This is a genomic window from Bradyrhizobium sediminis, from assembly GCF_018736105.1.
In the GTDB taxonomy this organism is placed as follows: Bacteria; Pseudomonadota; Alphaproteobacteria; order Rhizobiales; family Xanthobacteraceae; genus Bradyrhizobium.
In genome coordinates, this window is the sequence record NZ_CP076135.1 from 3,316,482 (window position 1) to 3,337,929 (window position 21,448).

Genomic DNA, 21,448 nt, shown 5'->3' on the forward strand with positions numbered 1-21,448 from the left:
TTTATTGCGATTATTTCTTTGAAATACTCTTTTTGAGAGCGCAACTGTAAGACGTATTTTACAACCATAAGGATGCCGCAAGGTGCCCCCTGAAGCCCCCCTTAACATCTGCGGATTTGACAGGGGCGGCCTCACCACCCATGTTCGGGTCGCAACGGCCAGCGCGAGTCTCGCGGAACCGGCCCGTTATTTTTCCCGTAAGCTATTGGAATGACATGAATATCGTCATTGTGGAGTCGCCGGCGAAAGCCAAGACGATCAACAAATATCTGGGCTCGTCCTACGAGGTCCTGGCCTCGTTCGGCCATGTCCGCGACCTCCCGGCCAAGAACGGATCAGTCGATCCGGACGCCAACTTCCAGATGATCTGGGAGGTCGACCCCAAGGCGGCCGGACGGCTCAACGATATCGCCAAGGCGCTCAAGGGAGCCGACCGGCTGATCCTCGCCACCGACCCCGATCGCGAGGGCGAAGCGATCTCCTGGCACGTGCTGGAGGTCTTGAAGGAAAAGCGCGCAATCAAGGACCACAAAATCGAGCGCGTGGTGTTCAACGCCATCACCAAGCAGGCGGTGACGGACGCGATGAAGCATCCGCGCCAGATCGACGGCGCGCTGGTCGACGCCTATATGGCGCGCCGCGCGCTGGACTATCTGGTCGGCTTCACGCTGTCGCCCGTGTTGTGGCGCAAATTGCCGGGCGCGCGCTCGGCCGGCCGCGTGCAGTCGGTGGCGCTGCGGCTGGTCTGCGACCGCGAGCTCGAAATCGAGAAATTCGTCCCGCGCGAATACTGGTCGCTGGTGGCGACGCTGACGACGCCGCGCGGCGAAGCCTTCGAGGCCCGTCTGGTCGGCGCCGACGGCAAGAAGATTCAAAGGCTCGACATCGGCAGCGGCGCCGAAGCCGAGGACTTCAAGAAGGCGATCGAGGCGGCCAACTTCGCAGTCTCGACCGTCGAGGCAAAGCCCGCGCGCCGCAATCCGCAGGCGCCCTTCACCACCTCGACCCTGCAGCAGGAAGCCAGCCGCAAGCTCGGTTTCGCACCGGCGCACACCATGCGGATCGCGCAGCGGCTCTATGAGGGCATCGATATCGGCGGCGAGACCACCGGACTCATTACCTATATGCGTACCGACGGCGTCCAGATCGACGGCTCGGCGATCACGCAGGCGCGCAAGGTGATCGGCGAGGATTACGGCAACGCCTATGTGCCCGATGCCCCGCGCCAGTACCAGACCAAGGCCAAGAATGCCCAGGAAGCGCACGAAGCGATCCGCCCGACCGATCTGTCGCGGCGGCCGGCCGAAATGCGCCGCCGCCTCGATACCGATCAGGCCAAGCTCTATGAACTGATCTGGATCCGCACCATCGCCAGCCAGATGGAATCGGCGGAGATGGAACGCACCACCGTCGACATCGCCGCGAAAGCCGGCTCCCGCGTGCTGGAACTGCGCGCCACCGGCCAGGTGGTGAAGTTCGACGGCTTCCTCGCGCTCTACCAGGAAGGCCGCGACGACGACGGCGACGACGAGGACAGCCGCCGCCTCCCCGCCATGAGCGAGGGCGAAGCGCTGAAGCGGCAGGATCTCGCCGTCACCCAGCATTTCACCGAACCGCCGCCGCGCTTCTCGGAAGCCTCGCTGGTCAAGCGCATGGAAGAGCTCGGCATCGGCCGTCCCTCGACCTATGCCTCGATCCTGCAGGTGCTGAAGGACCGCGGCTACGTCAGGCTGGAGAAGAAGCGCCTGCACGGCGAGGACAAGGGCCGCGTCGTGGTCGCGTTCCTGGAAAACTTCTTCGCCCGCTACGTCGAATACGATTTCACCGCCGACCTCGAAGAGAAGCTCGACCGCATCTCCAACAACGAGATTTCCTGGCAGCAGGTGCTGCAGGATTTCTGGACCGGCTTCATCGGCGCCGTCAACGAGATCAAGGATCTGCGGGTGACGCAGGTGCTCGACGCGCTCGACGACATGCTGGGCCCGCACATCTATCCGCCGCGCGCGGATGGCGGCGATGTCAGGCAATGCCCGACCTGCGGCACCGGCAAGCTCAACCTCAAGGCCGGAAAATTCGGCGCCTTCGTCGGCTGCACCAACTATCCGGAGTGTCGTTATACCCGCCCGCTCGCCGCCGACAGCGAGGCCAGCGCCGATCGCATCCTCGGCAAGGACCCCGAAACCGATCGTGACGTCGTGGTGAAGGCCGGACGGTTCGGTCCCTATATCCAGCTCGGCGAGCAGAAGGATTATGCCGAAGGCGAGAAGCCGAAGCGCGCCGGCATTCCGAAGAACATGTCGCCTTCCGACATGGAACTCGATCTGGCGCTGAAACTGTTGTCGCTGCCGCGCGAGATCGGCAAGCATCCGGAGACCGGCGAGCCGATCACCGCCGGGCTCGGCCGTTTCGGGCCATTCGTGAAACACGAGAAGACCTATGCCAGCCTGGAGGCCGGCGACGAAGTATTCGACATCGGCCTCAACCGCGCGGTGACGCTGATCGCCGAGAAGATCGCCAAGGGACCGAGCGGCCGCCGCTTCGGCGCCGATCCCGGCAAGCCGCTGGGCGATCACCCCACCCTCGGCGGCGTCGCGGTCAAGAGCGGGCGCTACGGCGCCTATGTCACGGCCGGCGGCGTCAATGCCACGATCCCGAGCGACAAGACGCAGGACACCATCACGCTGGAGGAAGCCATCGCGCTGATCGACGAGCGCGTGGCCAAGGGCGGCGGCAAGCCTGCGCGGGGCAAGAAGAAGGCGCCTGCGAAGAAGCCCGCCAAGGCCGAAGCGGAAGCCAAGGCGCCGAAGCCGGCCAAGAAGGCGGTCGCGAAGAAAGCCGCGGCCAAGCCGAAGACCGATTCCGTCAGCAAGGCGCGCGCGCCGGTAACGCCGGCCGCCAAGACATCGGCGGCGAAGCCCGCGCCCAAGACGCCGGCGAAGAAAAGCGCCGGCAAGGCCCGCGGGTAAGTGGCCAGGCAACGCGACAGAGGTTTTCCCGATCGGGACGCCATCGTCGCCTTTATCCGCGCGCATCCGGGAAAGGTCGGCACCCGCGAGATCGCACGCGAGTTCGGCCTGAAGAACGCCGATCGCGCCGAACTGAAGCGCATCCTGCGCGAACTCGCCGACGCCGGCACGATCGAGAAGCGCGGCAGGAAGATCGCCGAACCTGCCGCCCTGCCCGCGACCCTGATGGCCGACATCAGCGGCCGCGATGCCGACGGCGAGCTGATCGCGACCCCGACCGAGTGGGACGAGGTCGAAAGCGGCGAGCCGCCGAAACTCCGCATCCATATTCCAAGACGGCCGCAACCGGGCACCGCGGCCGGCGTCGGCGATCGCGCATTGCTGCGCATCGAGAAACTCGACGATGCCGAAGGCCCGGTCTATCGCGCCCGCGTCATCAAGGTCATCGATCACGCCAGGACCCGCGTGCTCGGTATCTTCCGCAGCAACCCCGCCGGCGGCGGACGGCTGATCCCGGTCGACAAGAAACAGGCCGGGCGTGAATTGAACATCGCCAAGGCCGATACCGGCGGTGCCGAGGATGGCGACCTCGTCAGCGTCGACCTCGTCCGCTCGCGTGGGTTCGGCCTCGCCTCCGGCAAGGTCAGGGAGCGGCTGGGATCGCTGGCGTCGGAAAAAGCGGTCAGCCTGATCGCTATTCACTCCCACGAAATTCCGCAGGCCTTCGCGCCTTCAGCGCTGCGCGAGGCCGATGCGGCCAGGCCCGCGACGCTTGCCGGCCGCGAGGACTGGCGCGCGCTGCCGCTGGTTACCATCGACCCGCCCGACGCCAAGGACCACGACGACGCGGTGCATGCCGAACCGGACGCCGATCCCAACAACAAGGGCGGTTACATCGTCAGCGTCGCGATCGCCGACGTCGCATTCTATGTGCGGCCGGGCTCGGCGCTCGATCGCGACGCGCTGACGCGCGGCAATTCGGTGTATTTCCCGGACCGCGTGGTGCCGATGCTGCCCGAGCGCATCTCCAACGACCTGTGCTCGCTGGTGCCGGGCGAACCGCGCGGCGCGTTGGCGGTGCGGATGGTGATCGGCAGTGACGGCCGCAAGCGCTCGCACAGCTTTCATCGCATCCTGATGCGTTCGGCGGCAAAGCTGAACTACGCGCAGGCGCAGGCGGCGATCGACGGACGGCCCGACGACACCACCGGTCCCCTGCTCGATCCGATCCTCAAACCGCTCTACGACGCCTATGCGACCGTGAAGAAGGGGCGCGACGAACGCGAGCCGCTCGATCTCGACATTCCCGAGCGCAAGATCCTCTTGAAGCCCGACGGCACGGTGGACCGCGTGGTCGTGCCGGAGCGGCTGGATGCACACAAGCTGATCGAAGAGTTCATGATTCTCGCCAACGTCGCCGCGGCGGAAATGCTCGAAAAAAAGGCGCTGCCGCTGATCTACCGGGTGCACGATGAACCGACGCTGGAGAAGGTTCATAACCTGCAGGAATTCCTCAAGACGCTGAATCTGCCGTTCGCCAAGAGCGGCGCGTTGCGTCCCTCGCTGTTCAACTACGTGCTGGCGCAGGTCAGGGGGCACGATGCCGAACAGCTGGTGAATGAAGTGGTGCTGCGCTCGCAATCCCAGGCTGAATACGCCGCCGAGAATTACGGCCATTTCGGCCTCAACTTGCGGCGCTATGCGCATTTCACATCGCCGATCCGCCGTTATGCCGACCTCGTCGTGCATCGCGCCCTGATCCGCGGTCTCGGCCTCGGCGAAGGCGCGTTGCCGGAGACCGAGACGGTGGAAACGCTGGCCGAGGTCGCTGCCCAGATTTCCGTCACCGAGCGCCGCGCCATGAAGGCGGAACGCGAAACCGCCGACCGCCTGATCGCGCATTTCCTCGCCGACCGCATCGGGGCCACGTTCCAGGGCCGCATCTCCGGCGTCACCCGCTCCGGACTGTTCGTGAAACTGAGCGATACCGGTGCCGACGGGCTGATCCCGATCCGGACGCTCGGCACTGAATATTTCAACTATGACGAGGCGCGCCACGCGCTGGTCGGCACACGCAGCGGTGCCATGCACCGGCTGGGTGACGTTGTCGACGTTCGTCTGGTAGAAGCAGCCCCAGTCGCGGGCGCACTGCGGTTCGAACTGCTGTCGGAAGGCAAAATCGCACCGCGCGGGCACCGACGCCCGGGCACTGATGATGCCACGCGCGCGAAGGCGAAGGCGCATCCCGGCCGCAGCTCGCGCAAGAAAGACCGCAGGCCGGGCAAGGCCAAGCCAGGCGGCAAGTCCGGCAAATCGAAGAAGGGCAAGCCCTTCAAAGGATGAGATGATGGATACCGTCACTGCACATGCGAAGATCTGGACGGCAGATTCGGCGCCGGCCGCCAAGCGCAACGTCTGGACCGCGCTGACACGCGGATTGCGCGGCCGCTGCCCGCGCTGCGGCGAAGGCAAGCTGTTTCGCGCGTTCCTGAAAGTGGACGATCACTGCTCGGTCTGCAAACAGGATTTCACGCCGCATCGCGCCGACGATCTTCCGGCCTATCTCGTCATCGTCATCGTCGGTCACTTCATGGTGCCGCTGGCGCTGACGATCGAAACCCACTTTTCGCCTCCCGTGCCGCTGCAGTTGTCGATCTATTTGCCTGGCACCCTGATCGCCTCCCTGCTGTTGCTGCAACCGGTGAAAGGCGCCGTGGTCGGGTTCCAATGGGCGTTGCGTATGCACGGATTTGACGAGCAAAATCCCGACCAGTAGCGTGAGCTCCTACAAGCAAGAAGAAACAGGGGTGAAATGAGCGAGACGGCAAAACAAGAGAAGACGGCAAAAGAAGAGAAAGAGGCCGATCACCACCCTTATTTCCGGCCGAAAGACGCCGCCACGCTGATCCTGGTCGATCGCACCAAAGCCACCCCAAAAGTGCTGGTCGGCAAGCGCCACGACAAGGTGGTGTTCATGCCCGGCAAATTCGTGTTTCCGGGCGGCCGCGTCGACAAATCGGACAACCGCGTTCCGGTGGCGGCCCCGATTACGAAGGCGCTGGAAACCAACCTGCTCAAGGGCAGCCCCAGGATCACGCCGTCGCGCGCGAAATCGCTTGCGGTCGCAGCGATCCGCGAGGCCTGCGAGGAAACCGGGCTCTGTCTCGGGCGCAAGACGGAGGGCAAGACGCCGGCGCTGCAAGGCGCATGGAAACCCTTCACCGAAGCGGGCCTGTTGCCAGATCCCTCCGGCCTGTTCCTGATTGCGCGGGCCATCACCCCGCCCGGCCGCGTCCGCCGTTTCGATACCCGATTCTTTACCGCGGACGCGTCAGCCATCGCCCACCGCGTCGAAGGCGTGGTCCATGCCGAGGCCGAACTGGTCGAGTTGGTCTGGGTCGATCTCGGCTCCAAGCACCTCGCCGACGCGCATCCGATGACCAGGAACGTTCTGAACGAACTGGAAAGGCGTCTCGCCACCGGTCCGCTCAGCCACGACGCCCCGGTGCCGTTCTTCCACTTCTACGGCGGCAAGATGCAGAAGGATGTGTTGGGCGAGGCTTGAGTGCCGGCCCCTCCTCCCGTCAATGCAGGCAGCGTCAGCGAAAATCCCGGCCTGCCCCGGCCGAAAAACCGCTTCTTTGAGGGTTAATCGCTGGTTTTGCGAGGGTTTTTGGCCGCTAGAACCTTGACTTTGGACGATCAGAAGCTAGGTTGCGCGGCAAATGCGGGCCTGATGGGCCGGCTTCCGATTCCCAATCATTTGAGGTCCTGAACATGGCCAAAGCGGTCACCATCAAGGTCAAGCTCGTTTCCTCAGCGGATACAGGCTTCTACTACGTCGCCAAGAAGAATTCGCGCACCATGACCGACAAGCTGGTCAAGAAGAAGTATGACCCGGTCGCGCGCAAGCACGTCGAATTCCGCGAGTCCAAGATCAAGTAACATCGCGGGACGTTACTGACTTCCGAACGGGGCCTTGCGGGCCCCGTTTTCGTTTTTTGAAGCAGCGTCAGGTCATTCCGCAGGCGCCAGACGCTCACGCGGCTGCGGCCCCTTCTCCGCAACGTCGCCGTCGACGTCGGCACCGAGATCGTCGCGCCACGGCCGCAACCTCTCGATCATCGCGAGGATGACGATGATGACCGCGGCCAAGGCCAGCGCGCCCTGCCAATAGGGGATGCCGGCGAGATCCGAAAAGATCAGTTTCGGCCCGGTGCCGATCAGCGACTTGGCAAGCCAGGGTTGGGCGTAGGAGAACGCCACCGCGCCGGACAACCCGCCGAGCAGCGTAAAGATCGCGTCGCGATAGCCGACGCCGATCTGCGCCAGCGTGGTGCCGGGGCACGCGCCCGCCAGCGCGATGCCGGCGCCGAGGATCAGCCCGCCGACGATATCGGCGGCATACAGCGCCGCCTTGGGCTGCAGCTTGATGAAGCCGAAGCCATGGAGAAACGCCAGCACCACGGCTCCGGTCGCGACCGCGCTCAGAAACACCTTGAGCATGATCCAGTTGCGCAACTGCATCTGGCCGACGATCATTCCGGGCTCGAACACCCGCGATTTTTCCAGCGCGAAGCCGAACACGATCCCCATCAGCACGCCGCTCAGAATTCCGACTGCAACGGATGACATGACCATCCCTCCCGAGGTTAAATGCGACGCAGCAGCAGTAGGGCAGTGGCAATGCCGCCGGCAAACATCGCGGCGACCGCGACCGTGGAGCCGACCGACAATTGCGCCATTCCCGACAGCCCATGCCCGCTGGTACAGCCGTCGGCGATCCGTGCGCCGAACAGCATCAGAAAGCCGGCCCCAAACGCCACCGCATAGCGCAAGCCGTGCGACGGCGAGCCGAGCGCTTTTGCCCAGATCGGCGAAACCGGAGCGCGGACCGCGCCCGACAGCTTCATCGATGCGAAGGCGCCCACGGCGATGCCGGCGACCAGCGCGACCTGCCAGAGATTCTTGGCGTTGGCCACGACATGCTTGGCCGCATAATCGATCTTGAGCAGCGACGGATCGAACAGGCCGGTAATCGCCGCGCCCACAGTGACATATGAAGACGATGCCCCAAGTGCGGTCTCGATGATCAGGAATGCCGGGATCTGCAACAGGCCTATCAGAATACCCGCGGCGTAAGGCGACCAGGCCTTGTCAAAAGGCGACATCAGCAACCTCCCTCAAGTCGGTATATTAGCATTGCATAATATATCGTCGAAGGGCAATGCCTTATTGATATGGATCAACCGGTTTCGCCGGACGCTGCGAATAGAATGTTGCAATGCAGCGGTGATTGGCTGCCGATCGATGCGTCGATCGATATGCTGGAGCAGTACGTTTTTCTACAAGCAGGAAAGGTGGGGCTGTGTTCAAGATCTCACTCCTCGTTTGGATAATGCTCGGGACTGCGCTCGCAGGCTCCGCGGTGATCGCGGTGCTGGCCGTCCCCTCCTTCGCCACCGAGGCGATGAAGAACATTCCGTTCGCGGTGCTGTCCGGCTTCGCCGTGGCAATGCCGCTGTCCTATCTGGTCGCAAGAATGATCGGTGCCTCCGCGGCGCGATAACCCGAAAGCAAAGTCATGGGCGAAACCATCATCGAAGGGCCGCTTTATGCGCCCCGCAAGAAGGTCTATCCGCAGGCCGTCCATGGCCGGTTTCGCCGGATCAAATGGACGCTGCTGGCGGTAGGACTGGCGCTCTACTACCTGCTGCCCTTCGTGCGCTGGGACCGCGGACCCGGCCTGCCTAACCAGGCGGTGCTGCTCGACCTGCCGCATCGCCGCTTCTATTTCTTCTTCATCGAGCTGTGGCCGCAGGAGGTCTATTACTTCACCGGCCTGCTGATCATCGCGGCGATGGTGCTGTTCCTGATGAACGCGGTCGCGGGCCGCATCTGGTGCGGTTATCTCTGCCCGCAGACCATCTGGACCGACCTGTTCTACGCCGTCGAGCGTTGGGTCGAGGGCGACCGCCGCGACCGCATCCTCAAGGACAAGCGGGCATGGACCTTCAGCCACGTGCGCGAAGTCGCCACCAAGCACTTCCTGTGGCTGATGATCGCCTGGTGGACCGGCGGCGCCTGGGTGCTGTATTTCGCCGATGCGCCGACGCTGGTGAAGGAACTCGCCACCCTGCAGGCGCCGTTCGTCGCCTATCTCTGGATCGGCATCCTGACCGCGACCACCTATGTGTTCGCCGGCCACGCGCGCGAGCAGGTCTGCATCTATATGTGCCCATGGCCGCGCATCCAGGCGGCGCTGACCGACGAATGGGCGCTCAACGTCACCTACCGGCGCGACCGCGGCGAGCCCCGCACCTCGGTCAAGAAGGCCGAGCAGCTGCGCCTCGCCGGCGAGCCTGCCGGCGACTGCATCGATTGTCACCAATGCATCAATGTCTGTCCGACCGGCGTCGATATCCGCAACGGCATCCAGCTCGGCTGCATTCAATGCGGGCTCTGCATCGACGCCTGCGACGCGATCATGCAGCAGACCAACCGGCCGACCGGGCTGATCGCCTACGACACCGACATCAACGCCGAACGCCGGCTCGCCGGCAAGCCGCCGGTCTACCGCCTGATCCGGGCGCGCACCGTGCTCTATGCCGCCATCATCGCCGTGGTCGGCGGCATCATGCTGTATACGCTGGCGACCCGCAGCTCGATGGGGATCAGCGCCCTGCATGAACGCAGCCCGCTGTTCGTCACCTTGAGCGACGGCAGCGTCCGCAACGATTTTACGATCCGCTTCCTCAACAAGGCCGGGGTGTCCCGCTCCTTCGCGCTGGAAGTGCTGGGTCTTCCCGCCGCCGAGATTCGTACTTCAGGGATCGAACGCGGCGCGGACGGGAAACTGATCGTCGAGGTCGGGCCCGACCAGACCAGGGAAGTCAGGGTGTCCGTGCAGGTGCCGGCGGCGAAGTTACCGAAGGAGGCAACCGACATCGAGTTCAGGGCTGCCGAAACCGCAACCGGCCAGACCGCTTCGGTGCGCGATCACTTCGTTCCAGCCGGTCACTGACGCGATAGCTTTTATTGGACGCGTTTTCTTTACGCGAACCGGTACCCACTTCGCTCGAAAACGCCATGCCTATCGCGCCGCGACCATCGGCGGCGCCGATGGTCGGATCAGCGCAAACGCCACCTGGATGATTCCGCCGGCCAGCCCGAGCGCCACGCCGATCCGCCACGCCATGGTGTAGGAGCCGAGCTGGTCGTACAGCAGTCCGCCGCCATAGGCGCCGAGGAAACTCCCGAGCTGATGGCTCATGAAGGCGAGGCCCTGGATCATCGCCTGCCATTGCAGCCCGAACATTTCGGCGACCGCGCCGGCGACCAGCGGTCCGACACCCATCCACAGGAAGCCCATCAGTGCGCCGAACAGCAGCGTCGTCGCCGGCGACGCCGGCAGCGTGAAATACCAAGCCAGAATCAGCGAGCGTGAGATGTAGATCGCACCCAGGAGCGCCAGCTTGTTCCAGCGCTCGCCGGCCCAGCCGAAGAACAGGCTGCCCAGCACGTTGAAGCCGCCGATCATGCCGAGCGTCTGCGCGCTCAGCATCGGATCCATGCCGCAGATCGCCAGATACGACGGCAGGTGCGTGGTGAGGAACACCAGCTGCATGCCGCAGACAAAATAGGCCAGCGTCATCACCACGAACGACGCGTTGCCGAACGCGATCTTCACCGCCACGGCGGCCGAGGTGTCGGCGATGTCGTCCACTCCCTTGGGCGGCAGCGGAACCTTGTCGACCCGGCCCGCATACCAGGCCGCCGGCAGCATCAGCAGCGACAGAATCACAAAGCCGGTCAGGCCCGTCCGCCAGCCATAGCCCTCGTTCAGAACCTGTCCGATCGGCGCCGACAGCAGCGCGCCGAGCGATCCCGCCGCCGAAACGATGCCCATCACGGTGCTGCGCACCGCCGCAGGCACCGCACGCGCCGCTACCGACATGGCGATGGCGTTGGCGGTGCAGGCCAGCGACATCCCGATCAGCACGCCCGCCCCGATCATGATGCTGAGCATCCCCTGCGCGCTCGCCATCAGCGCAAGGCCGACAATGTAAAGCGCAGAGCCTGCGATCATGATCGGGCGAAAGCCGAACCGCACCGTCATCGCACCGGCGAGCGGCTGCAGGAATCCCCAAGCGAGGTTCTGCACCGCCAGCGCCAGCGTGAAATCGGACACCGATATCTTGATGTCCTGCGTCAGCGGCTGCAGGAAGATGCCGAGACTTTGCCGCAGGCCCATGCTCAGCGTGAGCATCAACGAGGCGCCGATCAGGATCGGGAGTGTGGGGCGGAGGATCTGCAGCAGGGGCATTTTTGTTGTTCTCCCGTTGGGCCGCAGCCCAAAATGGCCGCCCTGCCGTCGCATCGGACTTGATTACACCGATCTGTGTAATTAGCATGCAAGGCGACGCTGCTGTCAAGGCAGCCGGAGAAAGGTTTTCCACGGGATATGCCGCCACACGAAAAACCGGCCATGAAGGAGCGGATTCTCGCAACCGCCGACCGCCTGTTCTATCTGCGCGGCATCCGCGCCGTCGGCGTCGACACCATCGCCGCCGAAATCGGCATCTCTAAGCGCACGCTGTACAACCACTTCCCGTCCAAGGACGAATTGATAGCCGCCTACCTGCAGCGGCGCTTCACGCAGGCCCCCGCGTCCGACAAGCCGCCGGTCGAACAGATTCTTGGCACCTTCGACCGGCTGGAGCGCGGCTTCGCCAGCAAGGGTTTTCGCGGCTGCCCATTCGTCAACGCGGTGGCCGAACTGGGTACCGAGGATCGCTCGGTCAAGAAGATCGCGATCGCCTTCAAGGAAAGCCGCCGCCTCTGGTTCCGCGACCTGTTGCAGCAGCTGGGCGTCGCCGATGCCGAGGGCCTTGCGACCCAATTGACGCTGCTGGTCGACGGCTCGATCGCGCAGGACCTGGTGCGCGACGATCCCTCGATGGCGCGCGCCGCAAAGGAGGCGGCAAGAGTGTTGCTGGCGAATGCGGGGGTGAAGGTTGATTCAAGCACACCACCCTCGTCGTCCCGGCGAACGCCGGGACCTATACGCCGCGGCGGCGCGGTGTAGAACAGGCGGCTGTTGCGAGATTCTCTTTCAACCATAACCGCCGGTGGTTATGGGTTCCGGCGTTCGCCGGGACGACACGGAGAGAACCTACGCCGCCGCCGAAACCACGCGGTTGCGGCCGTCGTGCTTGGCGCGATAGAGCGCGGTGTCGGCGCGCTTGAGCACGTCTGCGACCGACTCGCCCTTGCGATCCAGGGTCGACAGCCCGATCGAGATCGTGACCTCGATGCGTTTGGTGCCCTTGTTGACCGCAAACGGCTCGCCCGCGATCGAGCGCCGCAGCCGTTCGGCCACCATGCCCGCGACATGCAGGTCGGTTTCCGGCATCACGATGACGAATTCCTCGCCGCCGTAGCGGCAGGCGAGATCGATGCCGCGGATCGACTTGCGGATCCTGACGGCGAATTCGCGCAGCACGTCGTCGCCGGCGTCGTGGCCGTAATTGTCGTTGATCGATTTGAAGAAATCGATATCGAGCATCATCAGCGCCAGCGGCTTGCCGCGGCTCGAGGCCTGCTCGGCCAGCGTTCCCAGATGGCTTTCCATGTAGCGACGGTTATGCAGGCCGGTCAGCGCGTCGGTGATCGCCGCCTCGATCGAGTTCTGCACGTTGTCGCGCAGATGGTCGGTATAGCGCCGCTTGCGGATTTGCGTACGCGCCCGCGCCAGCAACTCGTTCTTGTCGACCGGCCGCAGCAGATAGTCGTTGACGCCGATCTCGAGCCCGCGCAGCAGCCGGGCATTGTTGTCGGCATCGGCAATGGCGAGGATCGGCACCTGCCGGGTGCGCTCCAGCGAGCGCGCCTGGCTGCACAGCCGCAAACCATCGAAATTATCGAGGCCGAGCGAGACGATCAGCAGGTCGTAATTGCCCTCGGCGGCGTGAAACAGTGCTTCCGATGGATTGGTCTCGACGTCGACGGTGTGCTCGGTTGAGAGCACCGGCGCCAGCCGCTCATAGGACGACGGCCGGTCGTCGACAAGCAGGATGCGGCCGCCCTTGCCGGTGTCGGCCACCGCGCTGCGCTCCGGCGCCTGCACGCCGATCTCAAGCGAGGTGATGGCGCGCATGCGCAGCTCGTCGGTCATCATCTTCAGCCGGGTCAGCGAGCGCACCCGCGCGATCAACACGATATCGGACACCGGCTTGGTCAGGAAATCGTCGGCGCCGGCCTCGAGCCCGCGCACGCGGTCGGCCGGGCTGTCGAGCGCGGTGACCATGACCACCGGGATGAAATGCGTTGCCGGATTGGACTTCAGCCGGCGGCAAACCTCGAAGCCGTCGATATCGGGCATCATCACGTCGAGCAGGATGATGTCGCATTCGGCGCGCGCGCAGATCTCCAGCGCCTCGGTGCCGTTGGACGCGGTCAGGACGTCGAAATACTCGGCCGACAGCCGCGCCTCCAACAGCTTGACGTTGGCGGGGACATCATCGACGACGAGAATACGCGCTGACATCTCAAATTACTCCTAGCCGATAAATCGCCTGACGGTTTCAATAAATTTGCCGACCGAAATCGGCTTCGATAAATAGGCTTCGCAGCCGCCCTCGCGGATGCGTTCCTCGTCGCCCTTCATCGCGAAGGCCGTTACCGCGACCACCGGTATGGAACGCAGCTCCGGATCGTCCTTGATCCAGCGCGTGACCTCGAGGCCGGACACCTGCGGCAGCTGGATATCCATCAATATAAGATCGGGACGCAGCTTGCGCACGAGATCGAGCGCCTCGAAACCGTTACTGGTGCCCGAGGTCTGATAGCCATGCGCTTCCAACAGATCGCGAAAGAGCTTCATATTCAGCTCGTTGTCCTCCACGATCAGGACGGTTTTAGCCATCCCGTCCCTCCCAATCCCCTAGGAAACAGGCCGGCCGGCGGTGCGTCAGGCACTGCCGGCGGGCGTGTCGAAAAGTGAATTCAAACTAGCGCCAGATTCGCTCTAACCCGTTAAGCCGACATGCCATCTTTATGCGAAGTGGTTTCCACTTGCTTGAACACGTTCTGCAGACTCGGGCATGATGATTCCAAATTAGAGACCATAAGTTAACGGAAAGGCAAACGGACCAGTTGAAAAAGCCTGTTCACAACCCCCGGGAAGTAGCTGAAATCGTTGCAGTTCAGGCGTTGTCCTTCATCGCCGGCGACCCCGAGCGGCTGGGCCTGTTCCTGGCCGAATCGGGCATCGGTCCGGAGACCCTGCGCAACGCCGCCTCCGACCCGCAATTTCTCGCTTCCGTGCTCGATTTTGTCATGCGCGATGACGCAACCGTGAAGGCTTTTGCGAGCGCCTCGCAGCTCCATCCCACCAACATTGCCGCGGCCCATCAGGCGCTCAACGATCCCCGGTGGGAGCGCGACGTGCCGTGAACCTGACCATGCCAGAATTGGAGGGACCGACCTGCTTTTGCCGGGACTGCCTCCATGATCTGGATTTCGTGGCCCGGCGATGCAACCACTGCGGCTCCCCTCGCCTCGTCCATCACCACGCGCTGCCTGCGCTGACGCTGGCGCATATCGATTGCGACGCGTTCTACGCCACCGTCGAGAAGCGCGACAATCCTGACATCGCCGACAAGCCGGTCATCATCGGCGGCGGCAAGCGCGGCGTGGTGTCGGCGGCCTGCTACATCTCCCGCACCTTCGGCATCCGCTCGGCGATGCCGATGTTCAAGGCGCTGGCGCTGTGCCCGTCCGCGGTCGTGATCCGGCCCGACATGGCGAAATATGTCAGGGTCGGCCGCGAGGTGCGCCATGCCATGCAGGCGCTGACGCCGCTGGTCGAGCCGCTGTCGATCGACGAGGCGTTTCTCGATCTCGCCGGCACCCAGCGCGTCCACGGCATGATCCCGGCAAAAGTGCTGGCGCGCTTTGCCCGCGAAGTCGAGCGCGACATCGGCATCACGGTTTCGGTCGGCCTGTCCTGCAACAAATTCCTGGCCAAGATCGCCTCCGACCTGGACAAGCCGCGCGGCTTTGCCGCGCTCGACCAGGACGAAGCGGTGAAGATGCTGGCGGACCGGCCGGTCGGCTTCATCTACGGCGTCGGGCCGGCGACCCAGGAAAAGCTGTTACAGCGCGGCTTTCGCACCATCGCCGACCTGCAGCGCGCCGACGAGATCGAGCTGATGCGGCAGTTCGCGGCCGAGGGGCGCAGGCTGTGGCGGCTGGCGCGCGGCATCGACGACCGGCCCGTGGTGCCCGACCGCGGCGCCAAGACCATTTCCAACGAGACCACCTTCGACACTGACATCCGCGATTTTGCCACCCTGGAGAAGACGCTGTGGCGGCTGTGCGAAAAGGTATCCTCGCGCCTGAAGAGCAGCGATCTTTCGGGCCTGACCATCACCCTGAAACTGAAGACCGCCGATTTCCGGCAGCGCACCCGCTCGCAATCGATCCACGCGCCGACGCAACTGGCGGCGAAGATTTTCGCCGTGACCCGCGAGATGCTGGCAAAGGAAATCGACGGCACCGCGTTCCGCCTGATGGGCGCCGGCGTCAGCGCGCTGCGCGAAGGTTCGCAGGCCGACGACACCGACATGCTCGACCGCCGCTCCGCCCACGCCGAACGCGCCATCGACGACCTGCGCAAAAAATTCGGCAACGCCGCCGTGATCCGCGGCATCGCCTATGACGGGCCGGAGAAGGCGGAAGAGGGATAGACGTGTAACCGGGATGGAGGCCAAGAAGGCTCACAGCCATTGCTCCTCAGGTAACGCGCCCATCGGGCAATTTGCGGACCTGACGGAATCGTCTGCGACATCCGCTAAGAAAAGCGAAAACGGACCTGGGAGCTGCGCTGTCGCACTTCCGGAAATGACCCGGAGCGGACTTGGGCCATGCGTTGTCCGCACCCAGGACGCCCATAGGACCCAAAGCAGACAAGAGGGTGGGAGCGATGTCCCGGTTGGAACACTCGATCAGCGCTGCTGACCCATTGATCTGCATCACGGCGCTGGCCGATTTCTGTGATCTCTTTTTTGGTCGATCAAGCTACGGAGGATCGCTATGAAATACGTCCTCGCATTAGTCCTCGTCGCGCCATTCATGACAGTATCCAGCATGGCGCAGGATGCGGTCCGCCTTGACCAGCATGTTTACCAGGGCGGACCCAAAACAAGTATTCCCCACGCGACCAGACAAACGACACGCGCGAGCGATGCCTTCGCCATGGCACCGAATGCCAGGAGGTCGCACGGATATAGTGGCGGCCCGCAAACAGTCGTGCCGCATTCCTATTGAGGCTCATGGGACACGCATAGGGGTGTTAGCGTGTCCCTAACGTTGTTGCGGTGCGACCCAGCAGGCAGATGACTCGGTGCGGGGACAAAGCGGACTTAGGATGCGGACCGCACTTCCGAGTTTGACGCGAAGCGGACAATCGGCGCGGACAACGATAACGCCCGCTTAACAAAGCTGGCGCAAGCGTATGGTTGGGAGTCGAGGCTCCGCTGCCTGACCGGCGGCAGCACCCATGCGGAATTGTTCCATTGATCCAAATCAACCATTGGGGAGCTATTTGCGTGGAAATATTCATTTTGTTCCAATCGCAGTGACAAGGTAGCAAGGTGTCCGACAATGCCGCAGCCCCCAGCGTCAGCCGAGCGCCTTCACGCCTACGATGTATGGGATGCCCCGACGCGGTGGTTCCATTGGATCAACGCGCTCGCCGTGCTCGGTCTGATTATTATTGGAGTTATCCTGCTCAACGACGACGCGCTGGGGCTCTCCGCCAACGGCAAGATCCTGCTCAAGGAAATCCATGTCGTGCTCGGCTACGTCATGGGGCTGAATTTGATCTGGCGCTTCGTTTGGGCGTTTTTCGGCAACCGCTATACCAGATGGAGCGCCATCCTGCCTTATGGTTCCAGCTTTTGGGGCAAACTGCGCGCTTACGGCAGCGCCTTTCTTAGCGGAGAGCCGCAAGAATATGTCGGGCATAATCCCGCGGCACGTCTCGCAATTGCAGTTCTCCTGCTGCTGCTCGTGCTGCAAGCCGTGACCGGTGCGGTCCTGGCGGGCACCGATCTATTCTGGCCACCGTTCGGAAGATGGTTCGCCAGTTGGGTTGCCGCGGCCGGGATTGATCCGGCAATGGTCTCGCCCCTCGCCGCGGAGACGCTGGATCAGACCGCCTACAAGGCCATGCGTGCGTTTCGAAGCCCGATCGTGACGATCCATCTCTATGCGTTCTATGTGCTCGCGGGCGTCATCCTGCTGCATCTGATAGCGGTGATCGTGACCGAAATTCACGAGGGTGGGAGCATCACGTCGGCCATGTTTACCGGCCGAAAAATTCTCAACCGCCCACCGCAAGACGTTTAGGCTCGAAAAAGTCCGGCGCGCCTGCGCGCATTTCAACTGTTCTGCCATTTGCACCTTAAAGCTCGGCTCCGATGGTCGAGCCCATTGTGATGCGTATGTCTCTTGTTGGGCTCAAAGCGGACTTTGACAGGCGGCCTGACGATGTCCGCTATCGGGGAACAAGCGGACCGCCGGGCGTCGAGGTCATCCATGCTGGAGAAAAATTAACCGCCGACCGCTAGGTCTTGGTCATTCGTGGATCACCGCAGAGGCCGTAAGAAGTAGTCCTCAGCCGGGTGGGTTTTCCGGCGGAAAGGCCATGTCACCGATGTCACTATCGTCAGCCAGAAATTATGCGCTTCGAGCCGAGCGATCTCAGGACGCGAAGGAAGCCGCCGACCTTCTTGCGAAGGCAATCCTGGAATTGGCCGCATCGATAGAGGCCACCGACGCGAAGGTGAAGAAGATCAACAAGTCAGGTTGACGATCGGGATCCCTGCATGCGGCCGACGGCGGCCGTGCTATGACGGGACCGCGGCATTCATGGCAGTAGCAGGAAGAACGATGCAGATCAGTTTCAAGGGCAAGCGCGTGGTGGTCGCCGGCGGCAGCAGGGGAATCGGCAGATCGATTGCGTTGGGCTTCGCAGGCGCCGGAGCCTCGGTGTCGATCTGCGCACGAGGACAAGCCGGACTCGATGCGACCGCGGGCGATATCAGGGCGCTTGGTGCAGAGGTCCATGCCGTTCCATGTGATCTCGCGGACAAGGAAGCCATCGCGGTCTATGTCGCCGCCGCAGCGGCGTCGCTCGGCGGCATCGATATCCTCGTCAACAACGCTTCCGGCTTCGGCGGCGGCGACACGGAGGATGGCTGGAGGAAGGGGCTTGATATCGATGTGATGGCAACGGTCCGCGCGTCGAACGCGGCGATCCCGCATATCGAGCGCAGCAGCGGCGGCGCGATCCTCAATATCTCCTCGATCTCCGGGCTTGGCGCGAGCGCCAGGTCGGCCTCGTACGCGGCGGTCAAGGCCGCCGTCATCAACTACACGCTGTCGCAGGGCTTGATGCTGGCGCCGAAGAAAATTCGCGTCAACGCGATTGCGCCAGGTTCGATCGAATTTCCCGGTGGTCTGTGGGAGACGAACAAGACGTCGAATCCGCAGCTGTACAATGCGGTCTTCAAGTCCATTCCGTGGGGCCGCATGGGCAAGCCGGAAGAGGTTGCGAACGCGGCACTGTTTCTATGCAGCGATCAGGCGTCGTGGATTACCGGACAAACCCTGACGGTCGATGGCGGCCAGTCGCTTGGCTGATCACGCGCAACCAGAATTCAACTTGCTCGGCTTCGCCGCGGATATCGTTGCCTGAAGGCGCGAAAGCGCTCGTGCCCGGCATTCCCCACGCCCTCTTTGGGCGGAGAGATTTGCAAAACCTCGGGCGTATCGAGCCGCGGGAGGTGTGTCTTAAGTTTGAAAATTGAATCGTGGCTCGGACAAAAAACTCAACGTCGTCCCTGCGAACGCAGGGACCCATAACCACGACCGCCAGCAAATCGGCAAAGCCGTCCTACAGCATCTTTCTAAACAAGCGACACGGCGTATGGGTCCCTGCGTTCGCAGGGACGACGATAACGAGTTGTCAGGCGATCGGCCGGCGCAAGCGCCTCTTGCCCATCCACAACGACCGCCATCACTTACACGGCTTGGAATCCCTGACGTCGAATTTGCCCATCGCGCCGGAAATGACGAAGTCATTGTAGTCGAGCACCAGCGCCCGCGAGACGCCGTTCTCGAACAGCTCGAACGACATCGCATAAACCGGCGTCTGCTCGCCGTCCTTGGCCTTGGCGTCGCGGTCGTAATAGCTCACCGTGACCGGCCAGCGCGTCAGCGGCTTCATGACGTCGTTGGCGGTGGAGGGATCGGGCGAAGCGATGCTGCGGTCGCCCGGGATCGGCTGCCCGATCACCGACAGCGTGTTGTAGACCTTCTCGCCGTTGTCGGAACCGTCATAGACCGTCAGTTCCAGCAGGGATTTTCCCTCGCGCGCGGCGGCGATGATGCGCTGGATCTGCTCGGTCGGGAACACCGTGGAGCCGTCGAGGGTGAAGGTCTTGGCCTCGGGCTGCTTCAGCTTGACCGTGATATGATCGCCGCTGCGCTCGGCGACGCCGTCGACCGGGCTGGAGTCGGTATCGTTCATCCGGGTGGCGATCTTGAAGCGGTAGCTCTTGCCGGCGCCGTCCTCCCAGGAGGTGGAACGCAGGTCGCTCAGCGTCAGCTTGCCCTCGCCGCTGTCGAGTTCCGAGACCTGGCGGAACTCCGAGGTGTAGCCCTCGCAGGCGCTGCCGGAAAAATTATAGAGAATGCGGCCGCGCGCATTGTTGATCGAATTGGAGCCGCGCGACTTCACCAGCTTGAGTTCATAAAGCGCCTGGTGCGCGAGAAACGGTCCGCTCGCCGCGGCCTGCACCCTGCCGCCGGCAAAACCCGAGACGACGGCAACCGCGGCCGTCGCCAGCAGCACCGAGCGGATGTCACGCGACGAAATCCGGAACCTTCGAGCCATATGTTGTCTTTCCTGCGTCTGAATCGTCACAATAGTGACCGTCCTATTGCGCCGCAACTAGGGCCGCTTCACGAAAATGCGCGAAACGGCGGCCGGGCCGCCGTGTTTTTTGGCATGTTCCCGCGCCAAATCACGGCCCGCTACGGCATTCGCCGCCGGTCCGCAGGCTCGCTTGCATGTGACGGCACGATGCGCGAAACAAAGCGGCCCGATCGCAAGCGAAACCGGGCGTCGGTCAATTCAAACGGGGACGCAGCATGGCGGGTACGGTCGAGCAGAAACTGGCGGCACAGGGCGTGGTCCTGCCGGAGCCCCGCGCCGCCATGGCGAATTACGTCGGCTTCGTGCGCACCGGAAACCTGCTGTTCGTTTCCGGCCAGGTGTGCGCCAACGCGGAGGGCAAGCTGACCGCCAAGGGCAAGTTGGGGGCCGGCGTCACCATCGAGCAAGGCTACGCCGCGGCGCAAAGTTGCGGAGTCAACCTGTTGGCGCAGATCAAGGCCGCGCTCGGCGACCTCGACAAGGTGGTGCGCGTGGTCCGGCTTGGCGGCTTCATCAACTCCGTGCCCGACTTTCTCGAGGGGCCGAAGGTGATGAACGGGGCTTCGGACCTGATGGTCGCGGCCTTCGGCGACAAGGGCCGCCATGCCCGCACCACGGTCGGCGTCGCCTCGCTGCCATCGGACGCGGCGGTCGAGGTCGATGGCGTGTTCGAGGTCTCGTAAGGAGACACCAAGTGCGCGCACCTGACTGGCTGACGGCGCGGCCGGTGGCCCATCGCGGACTGCACGACGCCGCCCGCGGCATCATCGAAAACATGCCGGGCGCATTTCAGGCTGCGATCGACGGCCATTTCAGCATCGAATGCGATGTCCAGCTCACCGCCGACGGCGAGGCGATGGTGCATCATGACGATGCCCTCGGCCGCCTCACCGAGGGCTCGGGCCCCCTGCTCGGCAAGACCGCGGCCGAACTGAAGGCGGTCAAATTCAAGGACACCGCCGAGCGGATGATGTCGCTCGGCGATCTCTGCGCGCTGGTAGCTGGCCGCGTGCCGCTGGTGATCGAGGTGAAGAGCCACTATGACGGCGACCGCAAGCTGGTGGCGCGGATGGCCGAAGTGCTCGCCAGCTATTCCGGGCCCGCGGCCGTCATGTCGTTCGATCCGGACCAGGTGCTGGCGCTGCGCGAAAAGATCCCGGAGCGTCCGCGCGGCATCATCGCCCAGCGCAATTATGACGACGACTACTGGAAGAAGCTGACCCCGGAGCAGCGCCACGGCATGCTGCATCTCCGTCACGCCTTCCGCACCCGGCCGCATTTCGTGGCATTCTGGGTCAACCAGTTGCCGGCCCCCGCCCCCTGGATCGCCCGCCACGTCTTCGGCCTGCCGCTCTTGACCTGGACCGTGCGCACCCCGGAGCAGCGCCAGCGGGCCGCGCGCTACGCCGATCAGATGATTTTCGAGGGGTTTCGCCCGGATACCTGATGCGCTCCGCAAACCCTTGAAGTCGCG

General features: G+C 63.6%; 21 protein-coding genes. 15 read left to right on the forward strand and 6 right to left on the reverse strand.

Annotated elements, in window-relative coordinates; genetic code table 11:
- Window positions 1-215: 215 nt before the first annotated feature.
- The 5 genes from topA to rpmG all read left to right on the forward strand — a co-directional run bounded on the left by topA (window position 216) and on the right by rpmG (window position 6,911).
- Window positions 216-2,966, forward strand: coding sequence for a type I DNA topoisomerase (gene topA, locus KMZ68_RS15895; RefSeq protein ID WP_215612193.1), 2,751 nt, complete (start codon window positions 216-218; stop codon window positions 2,964-2,966).
- Entirely contained in the window at window positions 2,967-5,309 is a 2,343-nt protein-coding gene (rnr, locus tag KMZ68_RS15900; RefSeq protein WP_215612194.1) for a ribonuclease R, read from the forward strand.
- A 4-nt stretch (window positions 5,310-5,313) separates the two neighbouring features.
- The gene (locus KMZ68_RS15905; protein ID WP_215612195.1) at window positions 5,314-5,742 is read left to right on the forward strand and encodes a DUF983 domain-containing protein; all 429 of its coding nucleotides are present in this window, start codon (window positions 5,314-5,316) and stop codon (window positions 5,740-5,742) included.
- Window positions 5,743-5,778: 36 nt separating this feature from the next.
- A complete protein-coding gene (locus tag KMZ68_RS15910) occupies window positions 5,779-6,531 on the forward strand; it encodes an NUDIX hydrolase (protein ID WP_215612196.1) in 753 nt (250 codons plus the stop codon).
- Window positions 6,532-6,743: 212 nt separating this feature from the next.
- On the forward strand, window positions 6,744-6,911 hold the full coding sequence (rpmG, locus tag KMZ68_RS15915; RefSeq protein WP_045008041.1) for a 50S ribosomal protein L33: 168 nt from the start codon (window positions 6,744-6,746) through the stop codon (window positions 6,909-6,911).
- Between the two features lie 72 nt (window positions 6,912-6,983).
- Here the strand turns inward: rpmG and KMZ68_RS15920 are convergent, their stop codons facing one another.
- On the reverse strand, window positions 6,984-7,601 hold the full coding sequence (locus tag KMZ68_RS15920; protein ID WP_215612197.1) for a YeeE/YedE thiosulfate transporter family protein: 618 nt from the start codon (window positions 7,599-7,601) through the stop codon (window positions 6,984-6,986).
- Between the two features lie 17 nt (window positions 7,602-7,618).
- On the reverse strand, window positions 7,619-8,137 hold the full coding sequence (locus KMZ68_RS15925) for a YeeE/YedE thiosulfate transporter family protein (protein WP_215612198.1): 519 nt from the start codon (window positions 8,135-8,137) through the stop codon (window positions 7,619-7,621).
- Window positions 8,138-8,364: 227 nt separating this feature from the next.
- Here KMZ68_RS15925 and KMZ68_RS15930 point away from each other — a divergent pair, with 227 nt between their 5' ends.
- Together KMZ68_RS15930 and ccoG are read left to right on the forward strand one after the other, a co-directional pair.
- On the forward strand, window positions 8,365-8,535 hold the full coding sequence (locus KMZ68_RS15930) for a hypothetical protein (protein ID WP_369810103.1): 171 nt from the start codon (window positions 8,365-8,367) through the stop codon (window positions 8,533-8,535).
- 15 nt (window positions 8,536-8,550) lie between these two features.
- Complete coding sequence (ccoG, locus tag KMZ68_RS15935) at window positions 8,551-9,990, forward strand: cytochrome c oxidase accessory protein CcoG (RefSeq protein WP_215612200.1); 1,440 nt, start codon at window positions 8,551-8,553, stop codon at window positions 9,988-9,990.
- A gap of 69 nt (window positions 9,991-10,059) precedes the next feature.
- On the opposite strand, the gene KMZ68_RS15940 is transcribed toward ccoG, so the two are convergent.
- On the reverse strand, window positions 10,060-11,292 hold the full coding sequence (locus KMZ68_RS15940; RefSeq protein ID WP_215612201.1) for an MFS transporter: 1,233 nt from the start codon (window positions 11,290-11,292) through the stop codon (window positions 10,060-10,062).
- 162 nt (window positions 11,293-11,454) lie between these two features.
- Between KMZ68_RS15940 and KMZ68_RS15945 the strand changes: the two genes are divergently transcribed.
- Window positions 11,455-12,054, forward strand: a complete 600-nt coding sequence (locus KMZ68_RS15945; RefSeq protein WP_215612202.1) for a TetR/AcrR family transcriptional regulator — start codon at window positions 11,455-11,457, stop codon at window positions 12,052-12,054.
- 87 nt (window positions 12,055-12,141) lie between these two features.
- Here the strand turns inward: KMZ68_RS15945 and KMZ68_RS15950 are convergent, their stop codons facing one another.
- Both KMZ68_RS15950 and KMZ68_RS15955 read right to left on the reverse strand, forming a co-directional pair.
- Window positions 12,142-13,515, reverse strand: a complete 1,374-nt coding sequence (locus tag KMZ68_RS15950; RefSeq protein WP_215606328.1) for a PleD family two-component system response regulator — start codon at window positions 13,513-13,515, stop codon at window positions 12,142-12,144.
- A gap of 12 nt (window positions 13,516-13,527) precedes the next feature.
- Window positions 13,528-13,893, reverse strand: a complete 366-nt coding sequence (locus tag KMZ68_RS15955) for a response regulator (protein ID WP_215606327.1) — start codon at window positions 13,891-13,893, stop codon at window positions 13,528-13,530.
- Between the two features lie 230 nt (window positions 13,894-14,123).
- Between KMZ68_RS15955 and KMZ68_RS15960 the strand changes: the two genes are divergently transcribed.
- The 5 genes from KMZ68_RS15960 (at window position 14,124) to KMZ68_RS15980 (ending at window position 18,677) form a co-directional block, all read left to right on the forward strand.
- Window positions 14,124-14,423: a DUF3572 domain-containing protein gene (locus KMZ68_RS15960; RefSeq protein ID WP_215612203.1), complete on the forward strand. Its 300-nt coding sequence runs from the start codon at window positions 14,124-14,126 to the stop codon at window positions 14,421-14,423.
- Between the two features lie 8 nt (window positions 14,424-14,431).
- Window positions 14,432-15,718: a DNA polymerase IV gene (locus tag KMZ68_RS15965; RefSeq protein WP_215612204.1), complete on the forward strand. Its 1,287-nt coding sequence runs from the start codon at window positions 14,432-14,434 to the stop codon at window positions 15,716-15,718.
- 916 nt (window positions 15,719-16,634) lie between these two features.
- Window positions 16,635-17,381 carry a cytochrome b/b6 domain-containing protein gene (locus KMZ68_RS15970; RefSeq protein WP_215612205.1) on the forward strand — a complete coding sequence of 249 codons (747 nt, stop codon included), beginning with the start codon at window positions 16,635-16,637 and terminating at the stop codon, window positions 17,379-17,381.
- A gap of 298 nt (window positions 17,382-17,679) precedes the next feature.
- Complete coding sequence (locus KMZ68_RS15975; protein WP_215616485.1) at window positions 17,680-17,844, forward strand: hypothetical protein; 165 nt, start codon at window positions 17,680-17,682, stop codon at window positions 17,842-17,844.
- An 80-nt stretch (window positions 17,845-17,924) separates the two neighbouring features.
- Window positions 17,925-18,677: an SDR family NAD(P)-dependent oxidoreductase gene (locus tag KMZ68_RS15980; protein ID WP_215612206.1), complete on the forward strand. Its 753-nt coding sequence runs from the start codon at window positions 17,925-17,927 to the stop codon at window positions 18,675-18,677.
- Window positions 18,678-19,053: 376 nt separating this feature from the next.
- Here KMZ68_RS15980 and KMZ68_RS15985 read toward each other — a convergent pair whose 3' ends face one another.
- Window positions 19,054-19,932: a cell envelope integrity EipB family protein gene (locus KMZ68_RS15985; RefSeq protein WP_215612207.1), complete on the reverse strand. Its 879-nt coding sequence runs from the start codon at window positions 19,930-19,932 to the stop codon at window positions 19,054-19,056.
- Window positions 19,933-20,189: 257 nt separating this feature from the next.
- Between KMZ68_RS15985 and KMZ68_RS15990 the strand changes: the two genes are divergently transcribed.
- Together KMZ68_RS15990 and KMZ68_RS15995 are read left to right on the forward strand one after the other, a co-directional pair.
- A complete protein-coding gene (locus KMZ68_RS15990) occupies window positions 20,190-20,657 on the forward strand; it encodes a RidA family protein (protein ID WP_215612208.1) in 468 nt (155 codons plus the stop codon).
- An 11-nt stretch (window positions 20,658-20,668) separates the two neighbouring features.
- Window positions 20,669-21,421 (forward strand): glycerophosphodiester phosphodiesterase, encoded by a 753-nt coding sequence (locus KMZ68_RS15995; RefSeq protein WP_215612209.1) that lies wholly within the window; start codon window positions 20,669-20,671, stop codon window positions 21,419-21,421.
- The last annotated feature ends 27 nt before the right edge of the window (window positions 21,422-21,448 follow it).